Origin of the sequence: Pseudomonas syringae (genome assembly GCF_021606685.1) — a bacterium.
Classification (GTDB): domain Bacteria; phylum Pseudomonadota; class Gammaproteobacteria; order Pseudomonadales; family Pseudomonadaceae; genus Aquipseudomonas; species Aquipseudomonas syringae_R.
The window spans coordinates 1-22,390 of sequence record NZ_WKCB01000030.1 but is presented as its reverse complement, the minus strand read 5'-3'; the positions used below and the strand labels follow the sequence as shown (position 1 = coordinate 22,390).

18 protein-coding genes are annotated in these 22,390 nt (G+C 61.3%); 7 read left to right on the top strand and 11 right to left on the bottom strand.

The genetic code is table 11. The features are described from left to right. Nucleotides 1–93: 93 nt before the first annotated feature. The 5 genes from GIW02_RS13725 to GIW02_RS13705 all read right to left on the bottom strand — a co-directional run bounded on the left by GIW02_RS13725 (nt 94) and on the right by GIW02_RS13705 (nt 5,271). Nucleotides 94–1,071 carry a 2-hydroxyacid dehydrogenase gene (locus tag GIW02_RS13725; protein WP_236418513.1) on the bottom strand — a complete coding sequence of 326 codons (978 nt, stop codon included), beginning with the start codon at nt 1,069–1,071 and terminating at the stop codon, nt 94–96. Continuing rightward, nucleotides 1,068–2,366: an MFS transporter gene (locus tag GIW02_RS13720; RefSeq protein WP_236418514.1), complete on the bottom strand. Its 1,299-nt coding sequence runs from the start codon at nt 2,364–2,366 to the stop codon at nt 1,068–1,070. Before GIW02_RS13720 ends, GIW02_RS13725 begins: the two co-directional genes overlap by 4 nt. A 45-nt stretch (nt 2,367–2,411) precedes the next feature. Next, nucleotides 2,412–3,353, bottom strand: a complete 942-nt coding sequence (locus GIW02_RS13715) for a sugar kinase (RefSeq protein WP_236418515.1) — start codon at nt 3,351–3,353, stop codon at nt 2,412–2,414. Continuing rightward, on the bottom strand, nt 3,346–4,128 hold the full coding sequence (locus GIW02_RS13710) for a sugar phosphate isomerase/epimerase (protein WP_236418516.1): 783 nt from the start codon (nt 4,126–4,128) through the stop codon (nt 3,346–3,348). The genes GIW02_RS13715 and GIW02_RS13710 overlap by 8 nt, the downstream gene beginning before the upstream one ends. Nucleotides 4,129–4,209: 81 nt before the next feature. Further along, nucleotides 4,210–5,271 carry a LacI family DNA-binding transcriptional regulator gene (locus GIW02_RS13705; protein ID WP_456361632.1) on the bottom strand — a complete coding sequence of 354 codons (1,062 nt, stop codon included), beginning with the start codon at nt 5,269–5,271 and terminating at the stop codon, nt 4,210–4,212. Nucleotides 5,272–5,533: 262 nt separating this feature from the next. Between GIW02_RS13705 and GIW02_RS13700 the strand changes: the two genes are divergently transcribed. From GIW02_RS13700 to GIW02_RS13690, 3 genes are all read left to right on the top strand, one after another. After that, nucleotides 5,534–6,718 carry a hypothetical protein gene (locus GIW02_RS13700; RefSeq protein WP_236421894.1) on the top strand — a complete coding sequence of 395 codons (1,185 nt, stop codon included), beginning with the start codon at nt 5,534–5,536 and terminating at the stop codon, nt 6,716–6,718. Between the two features lie 140 nt (nt 6,719–6,858). Beyond that, nucleotides 6,859–8,925 carry a hypothetical protein gene (locus GIW02_RS13695; protein WP_236418602.1) on the top strand — a complete coding sequence of 689 codons (2,067 nt, stop codon included), beginning with the start codon at nt 6,859–6,861 and terminating at the stop codon, nt 8,923–8,925. A gap of 455 nt (nt 8,926–9,380) precedes the next feature. Further along, complete coding sequence (locus GIW02_RS13690) at nt 9,381–11,459, top strand: autotransporter outer membrane beta-barrel domain-containing protein (RefSeq protein WP_456361631.1); 2,079 nt, start codon at nt 9,381–9,383, stop codon at nt 11,457–11,459. Nucleotides 11,460–11,515: 56 nt separating this feature from the next. Here GIW02_RS13690 and GIW02_RS13685 read toward each other — a convergent pair whose 3' ends face one another. From GIW02_RS13685 to GIW02_RS13675, 3 genes are read right to left on the bottom strand one after another with little or no spacing between them, the layout of a single operon-like run. Next, nucleotides 11,516–12,157 carry a DUF1345 domain-containing protein gene (locus GIW02_RS13685; RefSeq protein WP_236418600.1) on the bottom strand — a complete coding sequence of 214 codons (642 nt, stop codon included), beginning with the start codon at nt 12,155–12,157 and terminating at the stop codon, nt 11,516–11,518. Between the two features lie 44 nt (nt 12,158–12,201). Next, nucleotides 12,202–15,291: an efflux RND transporter permease subunit gene (locus GIW02_RS13680; RefSeq protein WP_236418599.1), complete on the bottom strand. Its 3,090-nt coding sequence runs from the start codon at nt 15,289–15,291 to the stop codon at nt 12,202–12,204. A gap of 6 nt (nt 15,292–15,297) precedes the next feature. Continuing rightward, on the bottom strand, nt 15,298–16,452 hold the full coding sequence (locus GIW02_RS13675; protein WP_236421893.1) for an efflux RND transporter periplasmic adaptor subunit: 1,155 nt from the start codon (nt 16,450–16,452) through the stop codon (nt 15,298–15,300). A gap of 199 nt (nt 16,453–16,651) precedes the next feature. Between GIW02_RS13675 and GIW02_RS13670 the strand changes: the two genes are divergently transcribed. Together GIW02_RS13670 and GIW02_RS13665 are read left to right on the top strand one after the other, a co-directional pair. Further along, nucleotides 16,652–17,353 (top strand): response regulator transcription factor, encoded by a 702-nt coding sequence (locus GIW02_RS13670; RefSeq protein ID WP_236419332.1) that lies wholly within the window; start codon nt 16,652–16,654, stop codon nt 17,351–17,353. A gap of 3 nt (nt 17,354–17,356) precedes the next feature. Continuing rightward, on the top strand, nt 17,357–18,658 hold the full coding sequence (locus GIW02_RS13665; protein ID WP_236419331.1) for an ATP-binding protein: 1,302 nt from the start codon (nt 17,357–17,359) through the stop codon (nt 18,656–18,658). On the opposite strand, the gene GIW02_RS13660 is transcribed toward GIW02_RS13665, so the two are convergent. The 3 genes from GIW02_RS13660 to GIW02_RS13650 all read right to left on the bottom strand — a co-directional run bounded on the left by GIW02_RS13660 (nt 18,659) and on the right by GIW02_RS13650 (nt 20,436). Further along, complete coding sequence (locus GIW02_RS13660; RefSeq protein WP_236419330.1) at nt 18,659–19,330, bottom strand: anti-sigma factor domain-containing protein; 672 nt, start codon at nt 19,328–19,330, stop codon at nt 18,659–18,661. Beyond that, the gene (locus GIW02_RS13655; protein WP_236419329.1) at nt 19,327–19,851 is read right to left on the bottom strand and encodes a sigma-70 family RNA polymerase sigma factor; all 525 of its coding nucleotides are present in this window, start codon (nt 19,849–19,851) and stop codon (nt 19,327–19,329) included. The genes GIW02_RS13660 and GIW02_RS13655 overlap by 4 nt, the downstream gene beginning before the upstream one ends. Nucleotides 19,852–19,914: 63 nt before the next feature. Next, nucleotides 19,915–20,436, bottom strand: coding sequence for a DUF3455 domain-containing protein (locus GIW02_RS13650; protein WP_236419328.1), 522 nt, complete (start codon nt 20,434–20,436; stop codon nt 19,915–19,917). Nucleotides 20,437–20,574: 138 nt separating this feature from the next. Here GIW02_RS13650 and GIW02_RS13645 point away from each other — a divergent pair, with 138 nt between their 5' ends. Both GIW02_RS13645 and GIW02_RS13640 read left to right on the top strand, forming a co-directional pair. Then, the gene (locus GIW02_RS13645; protein WP_236419327.1) at nt 20,575–21,345 is read left to right on the top strand and encodes a class I SAM-dependent methyltransferase; all 771 of its coding nucleotides are present in this window, start codon (nt 20,575–20,577) and stop codon (nt 21,343–21,345) included. A gap of 91 nt (nt 21,346–21,436) precedes the next feature. Further along, a complete protein-coding gene (locus GIW02_RS13640) occupies nt 21,437–22,222 on the top strand; it encodes a sulfite exporter TauE/SafE family protein (RefSeq protein ID WP_236419326.1) in 786 nt (261 codons plus the stop codon). Nucleotides 22,223–22,390 lie beyond the last annotated feature (168 nt).

The window sequence follows — 22,390 nt, the reverse complement described above, 5'->3', positions numbered from 1 at the left end:
CGATGGCAGTGTGTCAGTCAGCTCATTTGTCGCTGATGCACCGCTATCGGGGGCAAGCCCCTTCCCACTTTTTTGACTGGGTTGCGTCTGGGGTTATGGCTTCCAGGCGTCAGAATTCACCAGGTTTTTCGGGCGCTGACCGGCCAATGCCTGCAGCAGATTATCCACCGCACACTTAGCCATCGCCTCGCGCGTTTCGTGGGTGGCCGAGCCGATATGCGGGGTGGCCACCACATTGTTCAGGCGCAGCAGCGGCGAGTGGTGGTCCAGTGGTTCCTTCTCGAACACATCCAGCCCCGCCGCCCGAATCGTACGTTGCTGCAGGGCTTCCACCAGCGCGGCTTCGTCCACCACCTTGCCGCGCGAGATGTTGATGAAGATCGTCTCCGGGCCCATCCGTGCAAACTCTTCAGCGCCGATCAGCTTCTCGGTTTCGGCGGTCAAGGGCAGGGTCAGGCAGACGAAATCGGCCTGTTGCAGCAGGTCGTCGAGGCTGCGGTACTGTGCGCCAAACCTTGCCTCGACCAGCGGCTTGGGCGAATGGCTGTGGTAGATCACCGGCATGCCGAAACCGAAATGCCCGCGCTGGGCCAGCGCTTCGCCGATGCGGCCCATGCCGATGATGCCCAGGGTCTTGCCGTGCACATCGCTGCCGAAGTGCGCGGGGCCGATGTTTTTGTTCCACTGGCCGGCGCGCACCATGTCCGCCAGTTCCACCACCCGCCGGGCGGTGGCCAGGATCAGCGCAAAACCGGTGTCGGCGGTGGTTTCGGTGAGCACGTCCGGCGTGTTGCTGAGCAGGATGCCGCGTTGGGTCAGGTAGTCGATGTCGTAGTTGTCGACCCCTACTGACACGCTGGCCACCGCTTCCAGCTGCGGCGCCAGGTCGAGCAAGGTCGCATCCAGGCGCAGGCTGGCGCCCAGCAGGCCATGGGCGCCGGGCAGGGCGTCGCGCAGCTTGGCCAGGCCAGTGTCGTCCAGCGCGTCGATCAGGGTGACCTCGGCCTGTTCATGCAGGCGGGCCATCAACGGCGCGGAAAGTTTTTTGTACAGCACCACAGACTTTTTCATCGGGTTCTTACCTTCAATTCAAGGGTTGGCTGCGGCGCGCGTTCACGGTCACTGGCGCCGGGCTTGAGGAAAATCGTCAGCACCACCGAGAGCATCAACGCGCCGCTCATCAGCAGGTACGAAGCGCCGGGCGAACCGGTGCTGCTATTGAGGTAGCCCACCAGGTATGAACCACCAAAGGAGCCGAGGGCGCCCATGCTGTTGATCAGCGCCATGGCGCCCCCGGCCACGTTGGCCGGGAGGATTTCCGGGACGATGGCGAAAAACGGGCCATAGGGTGCATACATGCACGCCCCGGCAATCACCAGCAAGGTGTAGGACCACCAGAAGTGTTCGGCGCCCAGCATGTAGGACGCATAGAAGGCGATGGAGGCAATCAGCAGCGGCGGCCACACGAAACGTTTGCGCTTTTGCAGTTTGTCCGAGCCCCAGGACACCACCAGCATACCGATCACGGCCGCCAGGTAAGGCAGCGCCGAGAGCCAGCCGGCTTCGATCATGTCCATCTGCAAGCCTTGCTTGAGGATCGACGGCAGCCACAGCACAAAGCCATACACGCCGATGCTCCAGCAGAAAAACTGCAGCGCCAGGACGATCACCTTGGGTGAACGGAAGGCTTCGGCGTAATTCTTCACCGCCTTGATGCCCACTTGCTCGGCGGCGAGGGCGCTTTCCAGGTCGTGCTTCTCGCCGTCGCTCAGCCACTTGGCATCCTTGGGACGCTCATCGGCCAGCTTCCACCAGATAAAGGCCCAGAGCACCGCCGGCAGGCCTTCGATGATAAACATCCAGCGCCAGCTGAAATGCTGCACCAGGTAACCCGACACCACCGACATCCACAGCATGGTCACCGGGTTGCCGAGGATCAGGAAAGTATTGGCGCGCGAGCGTTCGGCCCGCGTAAACCAGTGGCACAGGTACACCAGCATTGCTGGCATCACGGCGGCTTCCACCACGCCAAGCGTGAAGCGAATCACGATCAGCATGTAGGCGTTGGACACTACCCCGGTCAGCGTAGCCAGGCCGCCCCAGAGGATCAGGCTGACAAAGATCAGCTTCTTGACGCTGCGCTTTTGCGCGTAGATCGCCCCCGGCACCTGGAAGAAAAAGTAGCCGAGAAAAAACAGTGCACCCAGCAACGACGACATGCCGGGGGTGATCATCAGGTCTTCGGCCATCCCGGAGGCGGCGGCGAAGCCGTAGTTGGCGCGGTCCAGATACGCCAGGCTATAGGTGATAAAAACGATAGGCATGATGTACCACCAACGGCGGGTGGCGAGTTTTACGGTGTCCATGGGGTTGCTCCTGAGCTTGTTGTAGTTGTGGCAACAGGGTGTGGGTCACGCAACGGATCGGGCGGGTAACTCGGCACGCGTCGGCAGGCCTTCCATATCGCCGCGACTTTGTACGGCACGGCTGCCGATCCAGTTGCCGCGCTGAACCGCCTCGGGGAAGCTCAAGTTTTCCAGCAGCGCACTGATCATGCCGACAGCAAAGCCATCGCCGGCGCCCACGGTGTCGACCACCTTGACCACCGGCACGGCGGCGACGAAGCCCTTGTCCATCTGCGTTCGGTAGTAGGCGCCGTCCGCGCCGAGCTTGATCGCCACGGCTTCCGCGCCCTTGTCCAGGTAGAAGGCAGCGATGTCGGCCGGGTCGTCGAAACCGGTGAGCAATCGGCCTTCGCCGAGGCCCGGCAAGACCCAGTCGGCCAGGCCGGCGAGGGCGTTGATTTCGCGGATCATCTGCGCCTGGCTGGCCCACAATGCGGGGCGCAGGTTGGGGTCGAATGACACGCTGCGCCCGGCTTTGCGCATCTGCGTCATCAACTCCACAGACAGCTCATGGGTGGCCGCAGACAGGGCCGGTGGAATACCGGTGGCGTGCAAGTGACGCGCCTGCAGCAGGCCAGGGCTGATGCCGGCAATCGACAAATGGCTGGCCGCCGAGCCTTTGCGAAAGTACTCCACCTGAGGGTCGGCGCCGGCGTCCTCGCGGGACTTGAACTGAAAGCCGGTAGGGTGCAAGGGGTCGACCGCCACGTGCCGGCAATCCAGGCCTTCTTTCTGCAAGGTGTCGACCACAAAGCGTCCGAGCGAGTCGTTGCCCACGCGGCTCAGCCACGCCACCTTGAAACCCAGGCGCGAGAGGCCGATCGCGACGTTGCTGTCGGCCCCGGCGATACGCTTGTGAAACTGCGCCACCTGGGCCAGGTCCCCGGTCTGTTCGGCGACGAACATCGCCATGGTTTCACCAAACGACAGGATATCGATCTCAGACATGGGCGTTCTCCACACGGGGTTGGCCAAGGACGGCGAGGGTGGCGACCTGCTGCGCGGTGACCGCGATCAGGTCATCGCCCTGCAACGGGAATTCCACGGCCCGCGTAATACCCTGAGTCATGTGCTTGAGCAGTTGTTCCCACAGATGCAGGTCGGTGGCGCCGGGCGGCAGCGCGACCAGTTTGCCGTCCGGGCGACGCGCCACCGCTTTGCAGTGCAGGTAGTCGACGTGCCGGCCCAGCAGGCGCGCGGCGGTCAGGGCGGACTGGTCTTGCCACTGCCAGTTGCCGATATCGAAGGTCATCTTCACCGGCAGGCCGAGGCGTTCGATCTCGCTGAAAAACCTTTGCATCGGCTCGATCCGCCCGCCGTGCAGGGTCTGGTCGTTTTCCACCAGCAGCGTGACCGGGTGACGCTGGAGCAAGGCGTTGAGGCTGTGCAGGTCGTTGGTGTCGGTGAAATAACCGAGGGAGACTTTCAGCCAGCGCGCGCCGAAGGCCTGGGCACGGTCCAGGGTTGCGCTGAGTTCGGCATTCGGTTGGGCGCGGCCGGCGACCCATAATTCCAGGGGCGATGAGTAGACCGACTCCAGGCGCTGGTCGGCGGCCGCCTGGGCCAGTTCGGCGGGCTGTTCGGTGGTCAGCAGTTCTTCGCGCCATTCGATGCGCTGAGCGCCAGCGGCGGCCAGCAAGGTGACAAAACTCAGTTGGCCTTGCTGCCGCACCAGGTCGGCGCCGTAGCTGGAAAGACTGATGGAGACGGGGTATTTATGCATTGTTGTGTACCTCTGAAACCGGTTTCATTTTTATACGCAAAGGGAAAGTCGCAGCCGGTGCTTGGGCAGGCGGCTTGTCAATCAAGGTGGTGGCGGCTGACCTATTGCTTTCGCGAGCAAGCCCGCCCCCACAGGGGGTTGAGTTGAGCCGCGGATAATTAACTCGGGCAAAAAGTCGAGGTTGCGCGTCGGGGTGGTATCGCCACGCAGGCGTTTGAGCAAGCAGTCGAAGGCGCTGGCGCCAATCGCCTCGGTGGGCTGGGCGAGGGCGGTGATGCCATTGCCCACCAGCGGGTACCAGTCGAGATCATCCAGGGCGATCAGGCCGACATCCGTAAACAGGTTGCAACCCAGGGCTTTCAGCGCGTGGGTGCAGGCCAGCGCGGCCACGCCGTTGGCGCAGAACAGGGCTTTGCGGCCAGGGTTGGCAAGAAAGGTTTGCAGGTGGGTATTGAGTTCGCTGTCCAGCTCGAGCACCGCCCCGGTCAACCCCGGGCGGGCGGCGATTTCAGCCTTGAAGCCGTTAATGCGCTCCAGGCGCGAGCTGGTGCCATCGGTGGCTTCGCTCACCAGCAACACTTCCTGATAACCCTGTTGTTGCAGATGCTCCACGGCCATACGCACCGCGGCCGGGTTATCCAACCCCACCAGGTCGCTGTGCAGCGGCTCGACCTTGCGGTCCACCAGCACCAGGGGCATTTCCTGCTGCAGCTGCAGTAATTGGTCGAGGTGATGTCCAAGCGTGTTCACGATCAGCCCTTCAATGTTGTACGAGCGCAGCGCGGCCAGGTGTTGGCGCTCCTGTTCGTCGTCGCGGTCGGTGTTGCACACCACCAGGCTGTAGCCGTGCTGGCGGCAGGCGGTCTCGACGCCGTGCATCACGGCAATCGAATAGGGGTTGCGGATATCGGCCACGAGCATGCCGATCAGGCGGGTGCGGCCACGTTTCAAACCGCGGGCCATCTGGTTGGGGCGGTAGCCGAGTTCGTTGATGGCCTGCTCGATGCGCAGCGCAATGGCGTCGGAGAGCAGGGCGCGGTCATCACCGATAAAACGCGACACGCTGGCCTTGGATACGCCTGCACGCTCGGCGACGTCGAGCATGGTGATACGGCTGCGTTGAGCGGCGGAAAAAGTCGTCACGGGTAGCGGGCCTTTCTTATTGGATTTATCGGTTCTATTGCCGTGAAACAGCGCTGAAACCGGTTTCATAAGAAGCCAGGCAGTTAATTTCGTCAAGGAAAATTTGGAAAGCCGACGCGCAATAAACCGACGAGCGGGTAGGCCTACCTGTTAGTTCTGACAGTATCCAGCCAGTGGCTTTAGGCGTTTAATTTTTCCAACAGCAGACAGGTACGTAGTTCGCTCCTGGCTCGGCGTGGTGAACTAATCCTGAGGCTGCAATATGTCTACGATCCCTGGTCTGGCCCCTCTGACAATCGCCGGTGTGAATACCACCGACGGCAGAGGTGTGGTGCCACAAGCATTATTAGCGGTGCCCATGAGAGTGCGTATTCCCATGTGGCAACCTTTGCCGGCAGTGGGCGATGAACCACACGTTGTCGAGCTTTTTGAGGACAGCGTTGATGGCATCAGGTCGCTCACCAGACAGACTGTGACGCCACCGCCACCACCCATTCCCAGTTTTCATGAGCTTGAAATCACCGTGGACCAGTTGCGTCGTACAACCCGCGTCGCGCGACTTTATTACGTCGTGACCACTGAGGGCGGTTCGAACCGTATGCAGCCGAGCATCCCGATCACGATCGATCTGAACCCTCCAACGTGGATGCTACCAACGGATGCGCTGCAGTTTGTCGTGCCGCCGGTGCCGGTGATGAATGCGCAGTACTTGCAGAACAATCCACGGGTGGCCTTCAACATTCCGACCTATGACATTGGGGTATCGGGTGACCGGGTCGAATTCTATCTATCCAACCAGGCCAACCCCGCCACCGGTCTGGCGCCAGCAGGAGGCTCGCTGGTGGATTTCACCACCACACCGTGGACTGGAACGCTGGACGCCGCTGCCTTTCGCAGTCTGAGTGACGGGACTGCCTACGTCTTCTGCAGAATATTTGACGCGACCGGCAACTTCAGCGCACTGAGTGCTGGCCTGCCTTTTGTTGTGGGCCTGGGAAACGTCATTCCGATCCCGATTACTTCGTTCCCCGCCCCCCGTGTATTGAACACATTAACCAACGGTAACTTGAACTGTAGTTCGATGCCCAAGGCGGTAGACGGTGTGCATTGGTTGATAGCAGCCGATGCGAGGATACGCGTGGGTGATGAAGTAACGTTTATCTGGCAAGGCTTCAATGAGAATAACTGGGGCACTGTTAATCCTAATGTGGTGTTCAGGCGTTCGATCATTTGGACGGCGGCGAATATCAGCGCAGGCGCAACAGTAGTGGTGGACTCGTTCGAGACTACATTGTTTCCGTTACGCAATCGTACGTCGGCTACCGGCAGTTACGAAGTGCGGCGCGGCGGCGTACTCATCGGTACGTCACAGCCGGGGCGTGTGCGAGTTGATCTGACTTATTCCACCGGTTGTTATTGCACGCCGCGCGGAATTATATGCGGTTAACACTCGAGTGGCTGATGGTTGTTTTTGTCAACTGTTATAGGGGTTTCCGAATTTTAAAGATTCGTGGTTGACGAGGTTGAACTTAGTCAGCTGACGAAGAAAGTAGTTGTTCTAGTAGCTAAACTATCCGGAGCAAGAAGATGGACAGGACAAATAGAGAAATTGTTGACAGCTTTGTGCCGAACGCCCCAGGAAGTTACACCCCTAATCGGCTTCTGGGCGGTACGTTTCAAGGTGAAGTTCCGGGTTATACCGGGCTGCTGTCGAGGTCGGCGGCAAAAGCGCAATTCATCACCCTGAACATCCCCAGATGGTTTGCCGCCAGTACTGATCCGGCCGCGCCCGATAGTGTCAGGGTGGACATCCGCCCTTATCGCGAGCTCAGCAGTTTCGTGGATAGCGATGCAGAGGATCTCTACTTTAACACCGGGGGCAATAGCTTTACGGTGCCGGTAGTGAATCCGCCCGACCCTGTTCCGATCCCCATTCCGGAAGCCTATGTGCCCAATGGTGTGTGGCTGGTCAGGTTCACGGTGACGGTCACAGACTCGAGTGTGAGCAACACCTCGGTCGCGCAATTGCTGATCGTGGACGAGACATCGCCCTATGACCGCTCGGACGATCGACCTCCGGCACCGACCCTACCCGCAGGGGCGACGCTGCCTCTTGATCGTGCCTATATCCAGAGCCAGCCAGGCCAGACAGGGCGCTTCCCGATTCCGTACAGTGCCGCCGACGGGCTCTCCCCTGACGATACGGTCGAAGTGTTCTTCGGCTCCTCGGAATTGCCTATCTCAATTGGCGGTGTTACCCGGTTTCCGGTTGGTACCGCGCCAGTCAGCATTCCCTTGCCGTTAAGTGCAATCCAGGCTGAAACGGGCGGGAATTATAACCTCAGGTACGTGATCAGGGACGTCGCCAATAATCGATCGGACATTTCCTACAGTTTGAATCTGCCAGGCCTGGCGCAGGTGCCAGTCCCCGCCGACTTTCTGCCGGCACTGGTCGACCTGGCCGTCCCCGGCGATCTGCTGATCCATCGTCGAGACGTGGCGGACAGGAACGGCGCGATTGTACGGATTCCCGCCTTTAGCAATGTTGATCGCACTACAGACCAAATTACCGTCACCCTGACGTCGACTCACGGTTCAGTTACGTTGACGCAGCCGGTAGGCGCGCTGCCGTTCCCGATTTCGTTTCAGTTCAATGAAGCCAACATGGACACGCTGTACGGGACCGGACCGGCGCGGGTGCCGGTAACGGCTATTTACACCGTTACTCGCGCGACTGTGACCTATCCGACGCCACTGTTGAGCACGCTGTTCGACCTCGACCTGTCTGTGGTCGGGCCGAACCCGAATCCGAACCCACCGGGGCCGGACGCGATCAACACCGACCTGCACGCGGTAGTGGTCGAAGCGGTCCGCCCTGGTGGTCTGTTCGGGCCAATGAACCACTTGGAACTTGTGGATGTAAATCGGCCTGCAAGGGCTCGAATCCCGTTGTGGGATGCCGATATAAGGCCCGAATCCCAATTACCATTTACCATCGAGTTTAATTATGGCGGTCGTATTTATAGACAGGATGTGACTGTTATGCCTGCTGGGCGGCAGGTGCTAATCGACATTCCTTTCGCCGATATTCTGGCGTTGCGCGGCCCCACTCAGCAGGCGTTTTATACCGTCAGTCGTGCGGGCCATCCTAATCCACAGCGTTCCGTCAACACCACGGTGATCGTGGACAATGCAATCATGCAGATGGACGCACCCACCGTTCAGAACACAGCCGGTGTTAATAGAACAGCCAACTGCGATAGCTTGGTACCCGCTAATACCGGCAGGCTCAGGATATTTATCCCTGGCTCCGATTACTTGTCGCCGGCAGAGCCGGTTACTGTGACGTTCACCGGGTTCCAGAACAACACTACGACAGCTCCTGGTTTAACGCCTGTAGTGCGGTCTTTCCCAGTCCCTAATGAAACAGCCCGCCGACTTGGGTTTACCGTCGATCTGGACACAGCAACGGTGCTCTACAATCCGGTCAACGCCAACGTGGCGCTACTGACAACGGGTTCGGCCACCGTAACTGTTTCCACCCGGTTCCAGGGGCAAACCGTGAACTCTACGCCTGCAACTATCCGTGTCAGAGGTTACAGACCGGGTAATGGTGTTTCCTACTACTGTGAGGGGGCAGTTGTTCCTACATAGAACCCAGTACCCGTGTGAACGCCAAAGAGGGTAAAGACCCTCTTTGGCGTATTCAGTTGTATGGGTTAAAGATGTTCTACAACTGTTCTCCAGCGACCCCTACATGCATTGTTGATTATTCATATTATTTCTTAGGATTAGTCCTACAGATTTAGCGCACTTCTTGATTAATTATGGCGCCGCTTGATTGGTTGGGTCTCATGAGATTCAGAACCCTGCCCATCGTTTCATGAAGGCTCCAGAGGTCCATTAAAATGTCGGCAGTATTCAATTTCAAACCAACGCCCTTGAGCCTTGCTTTAACGGCTCAAGCAGTCTCGCTCTTGTTTCTGGTAGCACCTGATGCCCAGGCACTCACGCAGGTAACGGCGCCTAACACCACGATATCCTCATCGACAGTACTTGATAATTATGGGTTGTTTGCCGGGTCGAGTCTGATTGCGACCGGTGCGAACATGAACCAGATCGTCATGGACAACGCCGGCTTGACGCTTCAGGCGGGCACCCGGGCGCTGGATATCTCTGCTGGCCGGCAATCGACGATTGTGATCGACCGTTCACAGGTGACGGCCCGTCCCGGCGTGTTACAAGCCATTGTCGCCACTGGCGCCAGCAGCATATTGATCACCAACAACAGCACCGTCAGCAATGCCAATGGCGTTGGCGTGACGGTTACCCGTACCACGACCGGCACCGATGGTTCATCCGTCACGGTCAGAGACAGCAGTGTTGTCGGCTCAACCCGTGGTATCAACGCTGCGGGCTACAGCACCGTGAACCTGGACAACGCCCGTGTCGAGGCTACGGCGGCGAACGGTCACGGCGTGGTGTTGCTTAATGCCCAAGCGGTGGCAAGAAATAACAGCACCATCGTTGGCGGTGAATCCGGCGTCAATCTGCGCACTGAAGGCGGTCTGACGCGCACTGCCAGCTTGATCCTCGATAATTCCGTGGTTCAGGGCAGAACCGGGCCCGCGATCCTGGTGAACCCGCCAGTCAACAATGCCACCATGGCTGATATCCAGGTGCTCAACGGCTCGAACTTGTTGAGCGGCAACGGCGTGCTGCTTCAGGTCGACAATAACTCCACGGCCAACATGAACGTCGACAACAGCACCTTGGTCGGTGACGTGGTGGTCAGTGCGGGTAGCACAGGGACGGTTCAACTCAACAACAATGCGTTGCTGACCGGCCAATTGCGCAACGTCGCGCAACTGGATGCCAATACCGGCGGCAAATGGATGCTGGTGGGCGACAGCGAAGTCGGTGCTTTGCGAATGGCGGGTGGCGCGGTCGAGTTCGGCGCTCCTAGCCGGTTTTTTCAACTGAACACCAATAGCCTGGCCGGCAACGGCACGTTCATCATGCACACCAACTTCAACACCGGCGAGACCGACCTGTTGAATGTCAACGGCAACGCCGAAGGCAATCACCAGCTGTTGATCGCCGCCAGCGGTAACGAATTGGCCGTCGGCGAACCGATCAAAGTGGTGCACACCCAAAGCGGTGGCGCACGGTTCGGGCTGGTGGGCAACACCGTCGATGTCGGCGCGTTCGCTTACGGGCTCAAGCAGGAAGGCACCGATTGGTACCTGGACCCCGCCAGAAAGGGCCCTAGTACCAGCGCCCAGGCGGTGTTGGCGTTGTTCAACGCGGCGCCGACTGTATTGCTGGCGGAGACGAACATCCTGCGTACGCGCATGGGCGAATTGCGTTTCAGCGAAGGCAAGAGCCAAGGCCTGTGGATGCGTTCCTACGGCAACAAATATGACGTCGCGGCTAACAGCAATGGCCTGGGCTATACCCAGAACCAGACCGGTTTCGCCATTGGTGCCGATACCGCGTTGGAAGCAGGGGATGGGCAGTGGCTGGCAGGTGTGATGGGCGGCTACAGCAAGTCCGACCTGAGCCTGACCCGCGGCAGCAGCGGCATGGTCAACAGCTACCACGTCGGCGCGTACGCCACCTGGCTGGATGCCGAGAGCGGTGTGTATGTCGACCTCGTGGGTAAGGTCAACCGACTCAACAGCCAAAGCCAGGTCAACATGAGCGATGGCCAGCGCGCCAAAGGCAACTTTACGCAGGATGCGGTGAGTGCCTCGGCGGAAGTCGGCAGGCATATCAAGCTGGACGATGACTTCTTCGTTGAACCTTACGCCCAGCTGTCCACGGCGTTTATTGCTGGCTCGAGTTACACCATGGATAACGGCCTCAAGGCCAAGGGTGACAGCACCAAGTCGGTGCTCGGCAAGGTCGGTGTGACGGTGGGTAAAAACATCCAGCTCGATGGCGGCCCTGTGCTGCAACCGTACCTGCGTACCGCTGCGGCCCACGAGTTCAACGATAACAACAAGGTGTTTATCAACAACCAGGCGTTTAACAACGACCTCTCGGGTTCGCGTTATGAAGTCGCGGCGGGTATGGCGGTTAACCTGTCGGATAACCTCAAGCTGCACGCCGAGATTGAAACCAGCCAAGGTAAGAAAATTGACATGCCTTGGGGTGGGACCGTCGGTCTGCGTTACACCTTCTAAAATAGTCGGTAGGTAAAAAGGGGAAGCTTAGGCTTCCCCTTTTTTTGCCTGTCGATTCAGCTGAACAGTCCGGCGGCAATATTGATTGAAAAGCCCAATATCGCGGTATTGAACAGAAAACCGATCAACGACTGCCCCAACACCACCTTGCGCAAACTGCGCGTGGCAACGCCGACATCGGCGGTTTGCACGGCCACGCCGATGGTGAACGAGAAGTACAGGAAGTCCCAGTAATTGGGGGTTTTCAACCCCTCAGCAAAGCGCAGCGCCGGTTCGTCGCCGTCCCATGTATAGAACAGGCGGGCGTAATGCACGCTGAAAATCACTCCGATCAACAGCCAGGAACCGATCACCGTCACTACGGTAAAAGCGTAATGCAGCAGGCGCGCCGTGCCATCGAGGTCGTTGCTGCCCGCCAGGTTCAGGGTGATGGCGGCCAGGCTGGCGATTGCTGCAATGCACACCATGAACAGCACCAGCCCCGCGTTCTCATCCTCGATGTCGGCGATGCGTTTCACGTCGTCGGCGCGGGCTTTGCTCGCCAGCCACAGCATCAATGCCAGGTAGGTCCAGACCCCGGCGTTCCAGCCAATCAGGATTTTGCCGATCAGCGTATCGGCCGGTGCCAGGAGGCCCACGGCAACGCCCAATAGGGCCGCGCAGGAGAGGCGAGGGTGGGTGCGGGCGAGGAAGGCCATAGGTGCTCACAACAGGGGATGTTGTGAGCACCATAGCGCATTTTTTAGCGGCGCTTGCGTACCTGCTTCATGACCACCACAAAGAACACCGGCACAAACACCACCGCCAGTGTCGCGGTGATCATCCCGCCGATCACGCCCGTGCCGATCGCCTGCTGGCTGGCCGAGCTGGCGCCCGTGGCGATTGCCAGTGGCACCACGCCGAGGATGAACGCGAGCGAGGTCATGATGATCGGCCGTAGGCGCAACCGCGCGGCCTTCAAGGTGGCCTCGAGCAGGTCTTCGCCCTGGTCCACCAGGTCCTTGGCGAACTCGATGATCAAAATCGCGTTCTTCGCCGACAAGCCGATGATGGTGATCAAGCCCACCTTGAAAAACACATCGTTGGGCATGCCCCGCAAGGTCACCGCCAGCACCGCGCCGAGTACCCCCAGCGGCACCACCAGCAACACCGACGTCGGAATCGACCAGCTTTCATACAGCGCCGCCAGGCACAGGAACACAATCAGCAGCGACAGGCCCAGCAGCAGTGGGGCCTGGGCGCCGGACAAGCGTTCCTGCAGCGACAAGCCGGTCCATTCCTGGCCCAGGCCTGCCGGCAACTGGCTGACCAGACGCTCGATTTCGGCCATCGCCTCGCCCGTGCTATGCCCCGGCGCCGCTTCACCGCTGATGGCGATGGCCGGGTAGCCGTTGTAGCGCGTCAACTGCGTCGGGCCCTGGGTCCATTTGGCTTCGACGAAGGCCGACAACGGCACCATCTTTCCGGCGGTGTTGCGCACATGGATCTTCATCAAGTCCGCGACCTGGCTGCGTTGGTCGCCCTCAGCCTGCACCACCACCCGCTGCATGCGGCCCTGGTTGGGAAAGTCGTTGATATAGGCCGAGCCAATGGCCGACGACAGCACATTGCTCACGTCCGCGAACGACACGCCCAGCGCGTTGGCTTGTTTACGGTCAACCTCAAGCTGCACTTGCGGGGCCTCGGCCAGCGCGCTTTCGCGCACGTTGGCCAGGATCGGGCTGTTCTCGGCGGCGGCCAGCAGCGCCGTGCGCGCCTCCATCAGTGCCGCATGGCCGACGCCGCCGCGGTCCTGCAAGCGGAACTCGAAACCGCTGGAGGTGCCGAGGCCGTCAACCGGCGGCGGCAGGATCGCGTAGGCAATCGCATCCTTGAGTTCACTGAACGCGGCGTTGGCCCGGTCGGCAATTGCCGAGGCCGAATCGTCACCGCTGCGCGTTGACCAGTCCTTGAGCGTGGTAAACGCCAGCGCTGCGTTCTGCCCGGAGCCGGAGAAGCTGAAGCCCATGATCATGGTGGTATCACCCACCCCAGGCTCGCCGGCGTTATGCGCTTCGATCTGCTCGGCCACCTGCACCGTGCGGTTCTTGCTCGCGCCGGGTGGCAATTGGATGTCGGTGATGGTGTAGCCCTGGTCTTCCACCGGCAGGAACGAGGAGGGCAGGCGGCTGAACATCAGCCCCAGGCCCACCAGCAACACCAGGTAGATCAGCAGGTAACGGCCGCTGCGCTTGAGGGCATAGGTCACCCAGCCTTCGTAGCGGTCGGTGAGGCTTTCAAAACGTCGGTTGAACCAGCCGAAAAAGCCGCCCTTGGCGTGGTGCTCATCCTTGGCGATCGGCTTGAGCAAAGTGGCGCACAGGGCCGGGGTCAAGGTCAGCGCAAGGAAGGCCGAGAACAGAATCGAGGTGGCCATCGACAGTGAAAACTGCTGGTAGATCACCCCCACCGAGCCCTTCATGAATGCCATGGGCAGAAACACCGCCACCAGCACCAGGGTGATACCGACGATGGCCCCGGTGATCTGGCCCATGGCCTTCTTGGTCGCCTCCTTGGGCGACAAGCCTTCGGTGGCCATGATGCGCTCGACGTTCTCCACCACCACAATCGCATCGTCGACCAGAATGCCGATGGCCAGCACCATGCCGAACATGGTCAATACGTTGATCGAGAACCCGAGCACCAGCATGGTCGCAAAAGTGCCCATCAGCGCGATCGGCACCACCAGCGTCGGGATCAGCGTGTAGCGCACGTTCTGCAGGAACAAAAACATCACCGCAAACACCAGCGCCATGGCCTCCAGCAAGGTGTAGACCACCTTGGTGATCGAGACTTTGACGAACGGCGAGGTGTCGTACGGAATCTTGTATTCCACATTGGCCGGGAAGTAGCGCGACAGCTCGTCCATCTTTGCCCGCACCAGGGTCGCGGTGTTCAGCGCATTGGCTGCCGGCGCGAGCTGCACGCTGACGGCGGTGGACGGCTTGCCGTTCAGGCGTGTGGAGAACTGGTATTCCTGGCTGCCGATTTCCACCCGTGCTACATCGCCGACGCGCACGGTGGAACCGTCCGGGTTGGCCTTGAGCACGATGTCGGCGAACTCCGCGGGCGTCGAGAGTTGGCCCTTGACCAGGATCGCGGCGGTGATTTCCTGAGTGTGCGTGCCTGGCAAGTCACCGATGCTGCCCGCCGACACTTGGGCGTTCTGCGCGCTGATCGCAGCGTTGACGTCGGCTGGCGTGAGGTTGAAACCTATCAGTTTCTGCGGGTCGATCCAGATGCGCATGGCGCGTTCGGCACCATACAGCTGCGCCTTGCCCACCCCGTCAAGGCGCTTGAGTTCGTTCATCACGTTGCGCGCCAGGTAATCGCTGAGCGCAACGTCATCGAGCTTGCCGTCACTGGAGGTGAGGGTCACCAGCAGCAAGAAGCCAGCCGACACTTTTTCAACCTGCAAGCCTTGTTGGGTGACGGCCTGGGGCAGGCGCGGCTCTACCGCTTTGAGACGGTTCTGCACATCGACCTGAGCCATTTCCGGGTCGGTGCCCGGCTGGAAAGTGGCGGTGATGGTTGCCGAACCGAGGCTGCTCTGGGATTCGAAATACAGCAGGTGATCGGCGCCGTTAAGCTCCTGCTCGATCAGGCTGACCACACTTTCATCCAGGGTCTGGGCCGAGGCGCCGGGGTACACCGCGTAGATCTCCACCTTGGGCGGCGCGACGTTGGGGTACTGGGCCACCGGCAGCTGCGGAATCGCGAGCGCGCCAGCCAGCAGGATAAACAGGGCCACCACCCAGGCGAAAATCGGGCGGTCAATAAAGAACTGCGGCATGACGGGTTATTCCTTGACTGGCTGGCCGGAAGCGGGGCTGTCATCCACCTCGACCTTTTCACCGGGGCGCGCGTGCTGCAGGCCTTCGACGACAATACGGTCACCGGGTTTGAGGCCACTGCTGACGATCCAGCGGTCCTCGATCACCGCGCCGAGTTCCACCGGTTGCTGGCTGACGGTCTGCTCGGCATCCAGGCGCAGCACCATCGGGATGCCGGCGCTGTCACGGGTGATGGCCCGCTGCGGCACGCTGAGGCCTTGCTTGTCCACGGCTTGCTCCAGGCGCACACGCACAAAGCTGCCGGGCAGCAGGTCGAGGTCCGGGTTGGGGAACTCGCTGCGCAGGATAATTTGCCCGGTCCCCGGGTCGACGCTGATTTCGGCAAAGAGCAACTTGCCCGGCAGCGGGTACAGGCTGCCGTCGTCCTGGATCAGCGTGGCCTTGGCCTGGTCCTGGCCGACCTGCTTCAAGCTGCCGGCACGGAACGCGCGGCGCAGGTCATTCAGTTCGCGGGTCGACTGGGTGAGGTCAGCGTGGATCGGGTCCAGTTGCTGGATGATCGCCAGCGGCGTGGCTTCGTTCTGGCCCACCAGGGCGCCTTCGGTCACCAGGGCGCGGCCGATGCGCCCGGAGATCGGCGCGGTGACGGTGGCGTAACCCAGGTTCAGCCGTGCGCGTTCGACCGCGGCTTTGTTGGCCGCCACGTCGGCGTTGGTTTGGCGCACGGCGGCGCGGGCATTGTCGTAGTCCTGGCCGCTGATGGCGTTGCCTTCGACCAACTGGCTGTAGCGCTGCGCTTGCAGGCGGGCCTGGAACGCATTCGCCTCGGCTTTGCTCAGGTTGGCCTGGGCGCTGTCGAGGTCGGCCTTGAACGGCGCCGGGTCGATACGGAACAGAACGTCGCCCTGTTTAACGTCATGACCTTCCTTGAACACTCGCTGCATGACCACGCCAGCCACCCGCGCGCGCACTTCGGCGATACGCGGCGCGGCGATGCGCCCGCTCAGTTCGCTGGTGATCGACACAGGTTTGGCCTGCAGGGTCTCGATGCGCACTTTGGCCAACGGCATGGGCGGCGCCTCGGCGGCGGAGTTGTCACACGCACTGAGGGCCAGCGCCACGGACAACAGGCAAAACGGCGCAAACAGATTCTTCGACATGCTCTTATCCCAATATTGACTGGCGCATCCTAAGGTCACCGGCGCCACGGTGCTGTGAAGCTGTGTAGGTGGTGTGTGAAGAAATGTAAGGTGCGGCCCACAGTCGGCAGAGGGCGTATATCCTTGCACACTCCTGCAAACAACCACGACCCAATGTGTGTCTGTGCACAACCGACGAACCGTACTATTTGGAAACACCATGCCCAACATCCTCCTGGTGGAAGACGACGCCGCACTCTCGGAGCTGATTGCCAGCTACCTGGAGCGCAACGGCTACCACGTCAGTGTGCTCAGCCGTGGCGACCACGTGCGTGAACGCGCGCGTCTCAACCCGCCGGACCTGGTGATTCTCGACCTGATGCTGCCGGGCCTCGACGGCCTGCAGGTGTGCCGCCTGCTGCGTGCCGACTCGGCGGGCCTGCCGATCCTGATGCTCACCGCCCGCGACGACAGCCACGACCAGGTGCTGGGGCTGGAAATGGGCGCCGACGACTACGTGACCAAACCCTGCGAGCCGCGCGTGTTGCTCGCCCGTGTGCGCACCTTGCTGCGCCGCAGCAGTTTGTCCGAGCCCCAGGTGGCCAACGACCAGATCCTGATGGGCAACCTGTGCATCGACCTGTCGGAGCGCACCGTGACCTGGCGCGGCCAGCCGGTCGAGCTGTCCAGCGGTGAATACAACCTGTTGGTGGTGTTGGCCCGGCATGCCGGTGAAGTGCTGAGCCGCGACCAGATCCTGCAACGCCTGCGCGGTATCGAGTTCAACGGCACGGACCGCTCGGTGGACGTGGCCATTTCCAAGCTGCGCCGTAAGTTCGACGACCACGCCGGCGAAGCGCGCAAGATCAAGACGGTGTGGGGCAAGGGGTACTTGTTCAGCCGTTCCGAGTGGGAATGCTGACGCATGTTTCGTGTACTGCTGCGTCTCTACTTGATCACTATCGTCACCTACAGCGCGGCGATTTTCCTGATACCCAAGCTGGTGATCCAGCTGTTCGAACACCGCTACCTGGACTACAACGTCGAGCAGTCGCGGGGCATGCAGAAGCTGATCGTCAAGCAATACCTGCGGGCGCCGGTGGAGCATTGGTCACAGATCACCGAGCAACTGAGCCAGGACTTTGCCCCCCTGAAATTACAGCTGTTGCTACGCCAGGATGCGCGCTACACCCCCGAGGAAGCGTTGCAACTGGCGCAAGGCAAGCCGGTGATTCGCCTCGGCGAATGGGGCTGGATGGACGAAATCAGCTCGCCGATCAACCAGCAGTTCGTGGTCAAGCTGACGGTGCCACCCGACCCGCTGGACATGAACCTGTTGTACTGGTCGATGAACGTGCTGATCGGCGCCGCGCTGCTGGCCTGCCTGCTGGTGTGGTTGCGCCCGCATTGGCGCGACCTGGAACGCCTCAAAAGCACCGCCGCGCAGCTGGGCAAGGGCAATCTGGCTGAACGCACACGCATCCCGCCCAGCTCCAATATCGGCAGCCTGGCGGCAGTGTTCGACACCATGGCCGGGGACATCGAACACCTGCTCAATCAGCAGCGCGACCTGCTCAATGCGGTGTCCCATGAACTGCGCACCCCGCTCACACGCCTGGACTTTGGCCTGGCCCTGGCGCTCTCCGAAGACCTGCCCCAGGCCAGCCGCGAACGCCTGCAAAGCCTGGTGGCGCATATTCGCGAGCTGGACGAGTTGGTGCTGGAGCTGCTGTCCTACAGCCGCCTGCAAAACCCGGCGCAACTGCCGGAGCGGGTCGAGGTGGTGCTCGATGAATTTATCGACAGCGTGCTGGGCAGTGTCGACGACGAACTGGAAAACCCCGAAATCGTCATCGATGTGGCGCTGGATTGCGCCATCGAGCGCTTCAACCTCGACCCGCGCCTCACCGCCCGTGCCTTGCAGAACCTGCTGCGCAACGCGACGCGTTACTGTGACAAGCGCATCCAGGTGGGGGTCAAGGTGTGCCCCAAGGGCTGTGAAATCTGCGTGGACGACGATGGCATTGGTATCCCGGCCGACCAGCGCGAACGCATTTTCGAACCGTTCTACCGCCTTGACCGCAGCCGTGACCGCGCCACGGGTGGGTTTGGCCTGGGCCTGGCCATCAGCCGCCGCGCCCTGGAAGCCCAGGGCGGCACGTTGAGCGCGTTGGCGTCGCCGTTGGGCGGCGCGCGGTTCCGCCTGTGGTTGCCCAAGGCCGATTGATCAAAGCACTTTGACGGCGCGGCCAATTGCCTGGATCGGCCCGGTGGGTTTGCCGGTCGGCGAGCCGCGCGGGTCTTCCAGGGTCAGTTCGAACAGCTGGTTCTGGGTCAGCGGCGGCAGCTTGTCCAGCGGCACCGACAGGGTCTGCCCAGGCTTGACCAGCCCGAGAGACACCGGGCCCTGCCAGCCATCGCCCTTGGTCCAGAACTGCAGGGCCTTGTCCGCCGGCACCTCCATCACCCCCAACGGGATCAATTGGATCTGCTGGTTAGTGCTGGCCTGGATCACCCAGCCCGGGGCCTGGGTGTGCGGCGCCACCAGTACCACCACAAAGCTGGGCTCGCCGGCCGGGCGTATCACCAGCAGCGTGGCCAAGACCAGGCTGGCCAGCAACCCGGCACCGGCCAGGCCGCGCCATACCGCCAGCAGGTTCCACCACGGCACGCCGGTGTCCGGGGCCGCGATGCTGCGTTCGATACGTCGCCATAGCGGCGACGAGGGCGGCACCGGTTCGGCCAGGGCGGTCAGCGGCAACAGGCGCTGCTCCCAGGCGTCCACCGCCGCGCGCAGCTCAGCGTCATGCGGGAGGCGTTGTTCGACCTGCGCGCGTTGCTCGGCGGGCAGGGTGCCCAGCACGTATTCGCTGGCCAGTTCGTCCAAAGGGTTGCTCATGCCATGCACTCCCGCAGCGCGGCGAGGCTACGTTTGATCCAGGCTTTGACGGTCCCCAGCGGGGTGCCCGTTTTCTGCGCGATTTCGCTATGGGAATAACCGTCCACATAGGCATGCAGGATGCACGTGCGACGGGCCGGGTCGAGCTGTTCCAGGCAGGCGTAAATCTGCCCCGAACGCGCGGTGAATTCAACGCTGTCACCGGGGGCGGCGACTTGCTCATGTTCTTCGCCCAGCGCCACCTCGCGGGAGTGGTTGCGCACATGGTTGAGCGCCTGGTGCCGGGTCACGCTGAACACCCAGCCGCGCGCCGAGCCGCGAGCGGGGTCGAAGCTGGCGGCGCCGCGCCAGATCTTGATAAACGCGTCATGCACGATATCTTCGGCCAGGGCCTTGTCCCGCACGATGCGCAAGGCCACGCCGAGCAAATGGTGGCTTTCCTGCTCGTATAACGCGCGCAGTGCGCGTTGCTCGCCTCGGGCACAGGCCTTCAGGCACGCTTCGTAATCAAACACTGACATCCCCAATGGCCGAATCCTGTGGCGAGCCAGCCAGCTCGCCACAGGCAGCGTAGCCCAGTTTCCTCAGTTGGCCGCCCAGAAAATATAGTCGGCCTGGTACTTCACCACTTCCTGCTTGCCCTTGTTGGCCGCCGTGCATTCGCTGCTCGGTGCCACGCCACCTTTAAGGGCGACCCGCTGGATGTAACTCACGCCCGTCATGGCGCCCTTGCCTTGGGCCGGGTTGGCCTTGACCAGTTGATACGGCAAGTTGCCCGGACTCGACGGCGCCACCGCCAGCTGAGTGCCGGTGATGCTCGAGCCGTCCTTGGCCTGCCAGGTGGCCGGTGGGCCGAAATAGGTCCCTACTTGTTTGCCACTGCGGTCATTCAGCACGGCCTTGGGGCCGACAAAGGTCCACTCGGTCTGGCCGGCGGCGTTGGCTTTGTCGCGGCACTCGTAGGTAATTTCGCCGACGCCGGTGGTCTCCAGCGCCACTTTGTGGCCAGCCGGCACCTTGATGCTGTCGGGCAAGCCGGTCTGGGCGAAGGCGCTTGGCGCAGCGGCGAGCAGGGCGGTCAGGCAGAACAGTGCTTTAGCATTCATGGGTAGTGCTCCATTTCAGTCAAACAGCGGGGTTACTGAGAGGACTACCCATGACCCGCACGATCGGATGCAGCGATTAGAAAATAAATCAGTGAAGGCGCACACTGTGCCCCCGCTTTACCCGAGGAGAGATTGGCAATGACTGGTGTTCACACGTCTGCTCAACAAGGTTTCTCTACCCAGGCGGTGACTTACGCCCAAGGCCGACCGGACTATCCACGCCAACTGACCGGTTGGCTCGCCAATGGGCTGGGGGTTGGCGCACAGTCGACCGTCATCGACCTGGGCGCCGGAACCGGCAAATTCACGCGTTTGCTCAGTACCCTGGCGCCCACGCTGATCGCGGTCGAGCCGGTGCAGGCCATGGGCGCGCAGTTGCACCGGCTGCTGCCCGACGTGCGCCTGGTCGATGGCACCGCCGAAGCCATCCCGCTGGCGACCGGCAGTGCCGATGCAGTGGTCTGCGCGCAAGCCTTCCATTGGTTCTCGACCCAGGCCGCGTTGGCGGAAATCCACCGCGTGCTCAAGCCCGGCGGCCGCCTGGGGCTGGTGTGGAATGTGCGCGATGAGTCGGTAAGCTGGGTGGCGGCGATCACCGCGATCATCACGCCCTACGAGGGCGACACGCCGCGCTTTCATACCGGGCGTTGGCGCGAGGCCTTCACCGGCGAGTACTTTGCTGCGCCGCAGATGACCTGTTTCCCCTACAGCCATGTCGGCAGCCCCCAGGAAGTGATCATCGACCGCTTTTTGTCTGTGAGTTTTATCGCGGCGCTGCCCGCCGCAGAAAAGGCCAAGGTGACGGCGCAGTTGCACGCCCTGATTGACACCCATCCCGACCTGTGTGGGCGGGACACGGTGGCCTTTCCCTATCAGACCCAAGCGTATGTCTGCCACCGACTGACGTAAAAGGCATAAAGTCAGATCATATTGATATAAGTCGTTATAAGAAAAATCGCTATCCTGCGGCCAGAAATTTATAAGGCCGCAGGTAGCTTCAATGGAAGTGGGTAATTTTGGTTTCGTGATTGCGGGCCTGATCGTTGGTTTTATCGTCGGCATGACCGGTGTGGGCGGGGGCTCGTTGATGACCCCGATCCTGTTGTGGTTCGGCATCAACCCGGCCACGGCCGTGGGCACTGACCTGTTGTACGCGGCCATCACCAAGTCCGGCGGGGTGTTGGTGCACAGCAAGAACAAGAATATCGATTGGACCATTACCGGCTGGCTGACCCTGGGCAGCGTGCCCGCCGTGTTGCTGACCCTGTGGTTTCTGGCCACTCTGCACACCGACCCCAGCGCCATGAACGCGGTGATCAAGCAGGCCCTCGGCGTGGTGCTGCTGCTGACGGCGCTGGCGATTTTGTTCAAGAAAAGCCTGCTGGCCTTTGCCCAACGCCATGCCGGCGATGGCTACCATATGAACCCGCGCAATTTGAATGCGTTGACGGTGGTGACGGGGGCGGTGCTGGGGACCATGGTTGCTTTGACTTCCATCGGCGCTGGGGCGCTGGGTACGGTTGCGTTGTTTATTCTGTATCCGTTTCTGGCTACGCGCCGGCTGGTGGGGACTGAGATTGCTCACGCTGTGCCCCTGACTTTGGTGGCGGGCCTGGGGCACGCTGGCATGGGTAATATGGATTGGCAGCTGTTGGGCTTTCTGCTGATGGGGTCTCTGCCAGGGATCTATGTCGGCAGCCACATGACCGGCAAAGTCCCGGACGGGGTGTTGCGGCCTTGTTTGGCGGTTATGTTGATGGCCATTGGTTATAAGTTGGCGTTTTGACTTGGTGGGGGGATATCCGTTATTTGGGTGATGGCTGATATTGGTTCCGCTCTTACAGCGGGTCACTTTTTGAAGAGCGCAAAAAGTAACCAAAAACGCTTCGCCCCAACACTCGGCACCTCGCCTAGGCTCGGTGTGCCCTCACTCCGGCTTTGGAGCGTGGGCCGC

Coding starts and splice junctions, on each gene's coding strand:
- GIW02_RS13725 (WP_236418513.1), bottom strand. CDS start 1,071: ATGAAAAAGTCTGTGGTGCTGTACAAAAAACTTTCCGCGCCGTTGATG.
- GIW02_RS13720 (WP_236418514.1), bottom strand. CDS start 2,366: ATGGACACCGTAAAACTCGCCACCCGCCGTTGGTGGTACATCATGCCT.
- GIW02_RS13715 (WP_236418515.1), bottom strand. CDS start 3,353: ATGTCTGAGATCGATATCCTGTCGTTTGGTGAAACCATGGCGATGTTC.
- GIW02_RS13710 (WP_236418516.1), bottom strand. CDS start 4,128: ATGCATAAATACCCCGTCTCCATCAGTCTTTCCAGCTACGGCGCCGAC.
- GIW02_RS13700 (WP_236421894.1), top strand. CDS start 5,534: ATGTCTACGATCCCTGGTCTGGCCCCTCTGACAATCGCCGGTGTGAAT.
- GIW02_RS13695 (WP_236418602.1), top strand. CDS start 6,859: ATGGACAGGACAAATAGAGAAATTGTTGACAGCTTTGTGCCGAACGCC.
- GIW02_RS13690 (WP_456361631.1), top strand. CDS start 9,381: ATGAACCAGATCGTCATGGACAACGCCGGCTTGACGCTTCAGGCGGGC.
- GIW02_RS13685 (WP_236418600.1), bottom strand. CDS start 12,157: ATGGCCTTCCTCGCCCGCACCCACCCTCGCCTCTCCTGCGCGGCCCTA.
- GIW02_RS13680 (WP_236418599.1), bottom strand. CDS start 15,291: ATGCCGCAGTTCTTTATTGACCGCCCGATTTTCGCCTGGGTGGTGGCC.
- GIW02_RS13675 (WP_236421893.1), bottom strand. CDS start 16,452: ATGTCGAAGAATCTGTTTGCGCCGTTTTGCCTGTTGTCCGTGGCGCTG.
- GIW02_RS13670 (WP_236419332.1), top strand. CDS start 16,652: ATGCCCAACATCCTCCTGGTGGAAGACGACGCCGCACTCTCGGAGCTG.
- GIW02_RS13665 (WP_236419331.1), top strand. CDS start 17,357: ATGTTTCGTGTACTGCTGCGTCTCTACTTGATCACTATCGTCACCTAC.
- GIW02_RS13660 (WP_236419330.1), bottom strand. CDS start 19,330: ATGAGCAACCCTTTGGACGAACTGGCCAGCGAATACGTGCTGGGCACC.
- GIW02_RS13655 (WP_236419329.1), bottom strand. CDS start 19,851: ATGTCAGTGTTTGATTACGAAGCGTGCCTGAAGGCCTGTGCCCGAGGC.
- GIW02_RS13650 (WP_236419328.1), bottom strand. CDS start 20,436: ATGAATGCTAAAGCACTGTTCTGCCTGACCGCCCTGCTCGCCGCTGCG.
- GIW02_RS13645 (WP_236419327.1), top strand. CDS start 20,575: ATGACTGGTGTTCACACGTCTGCTCAACAAGGTTTCTCTACCCAGGCG.
- GIW02_RS13640 (WP_236419326.1), top strand. CDS start 21,437: ATGGAAGTGGGTAATTTTGGTTTCGTGATTGCGGGCCTGATCGTTGGT.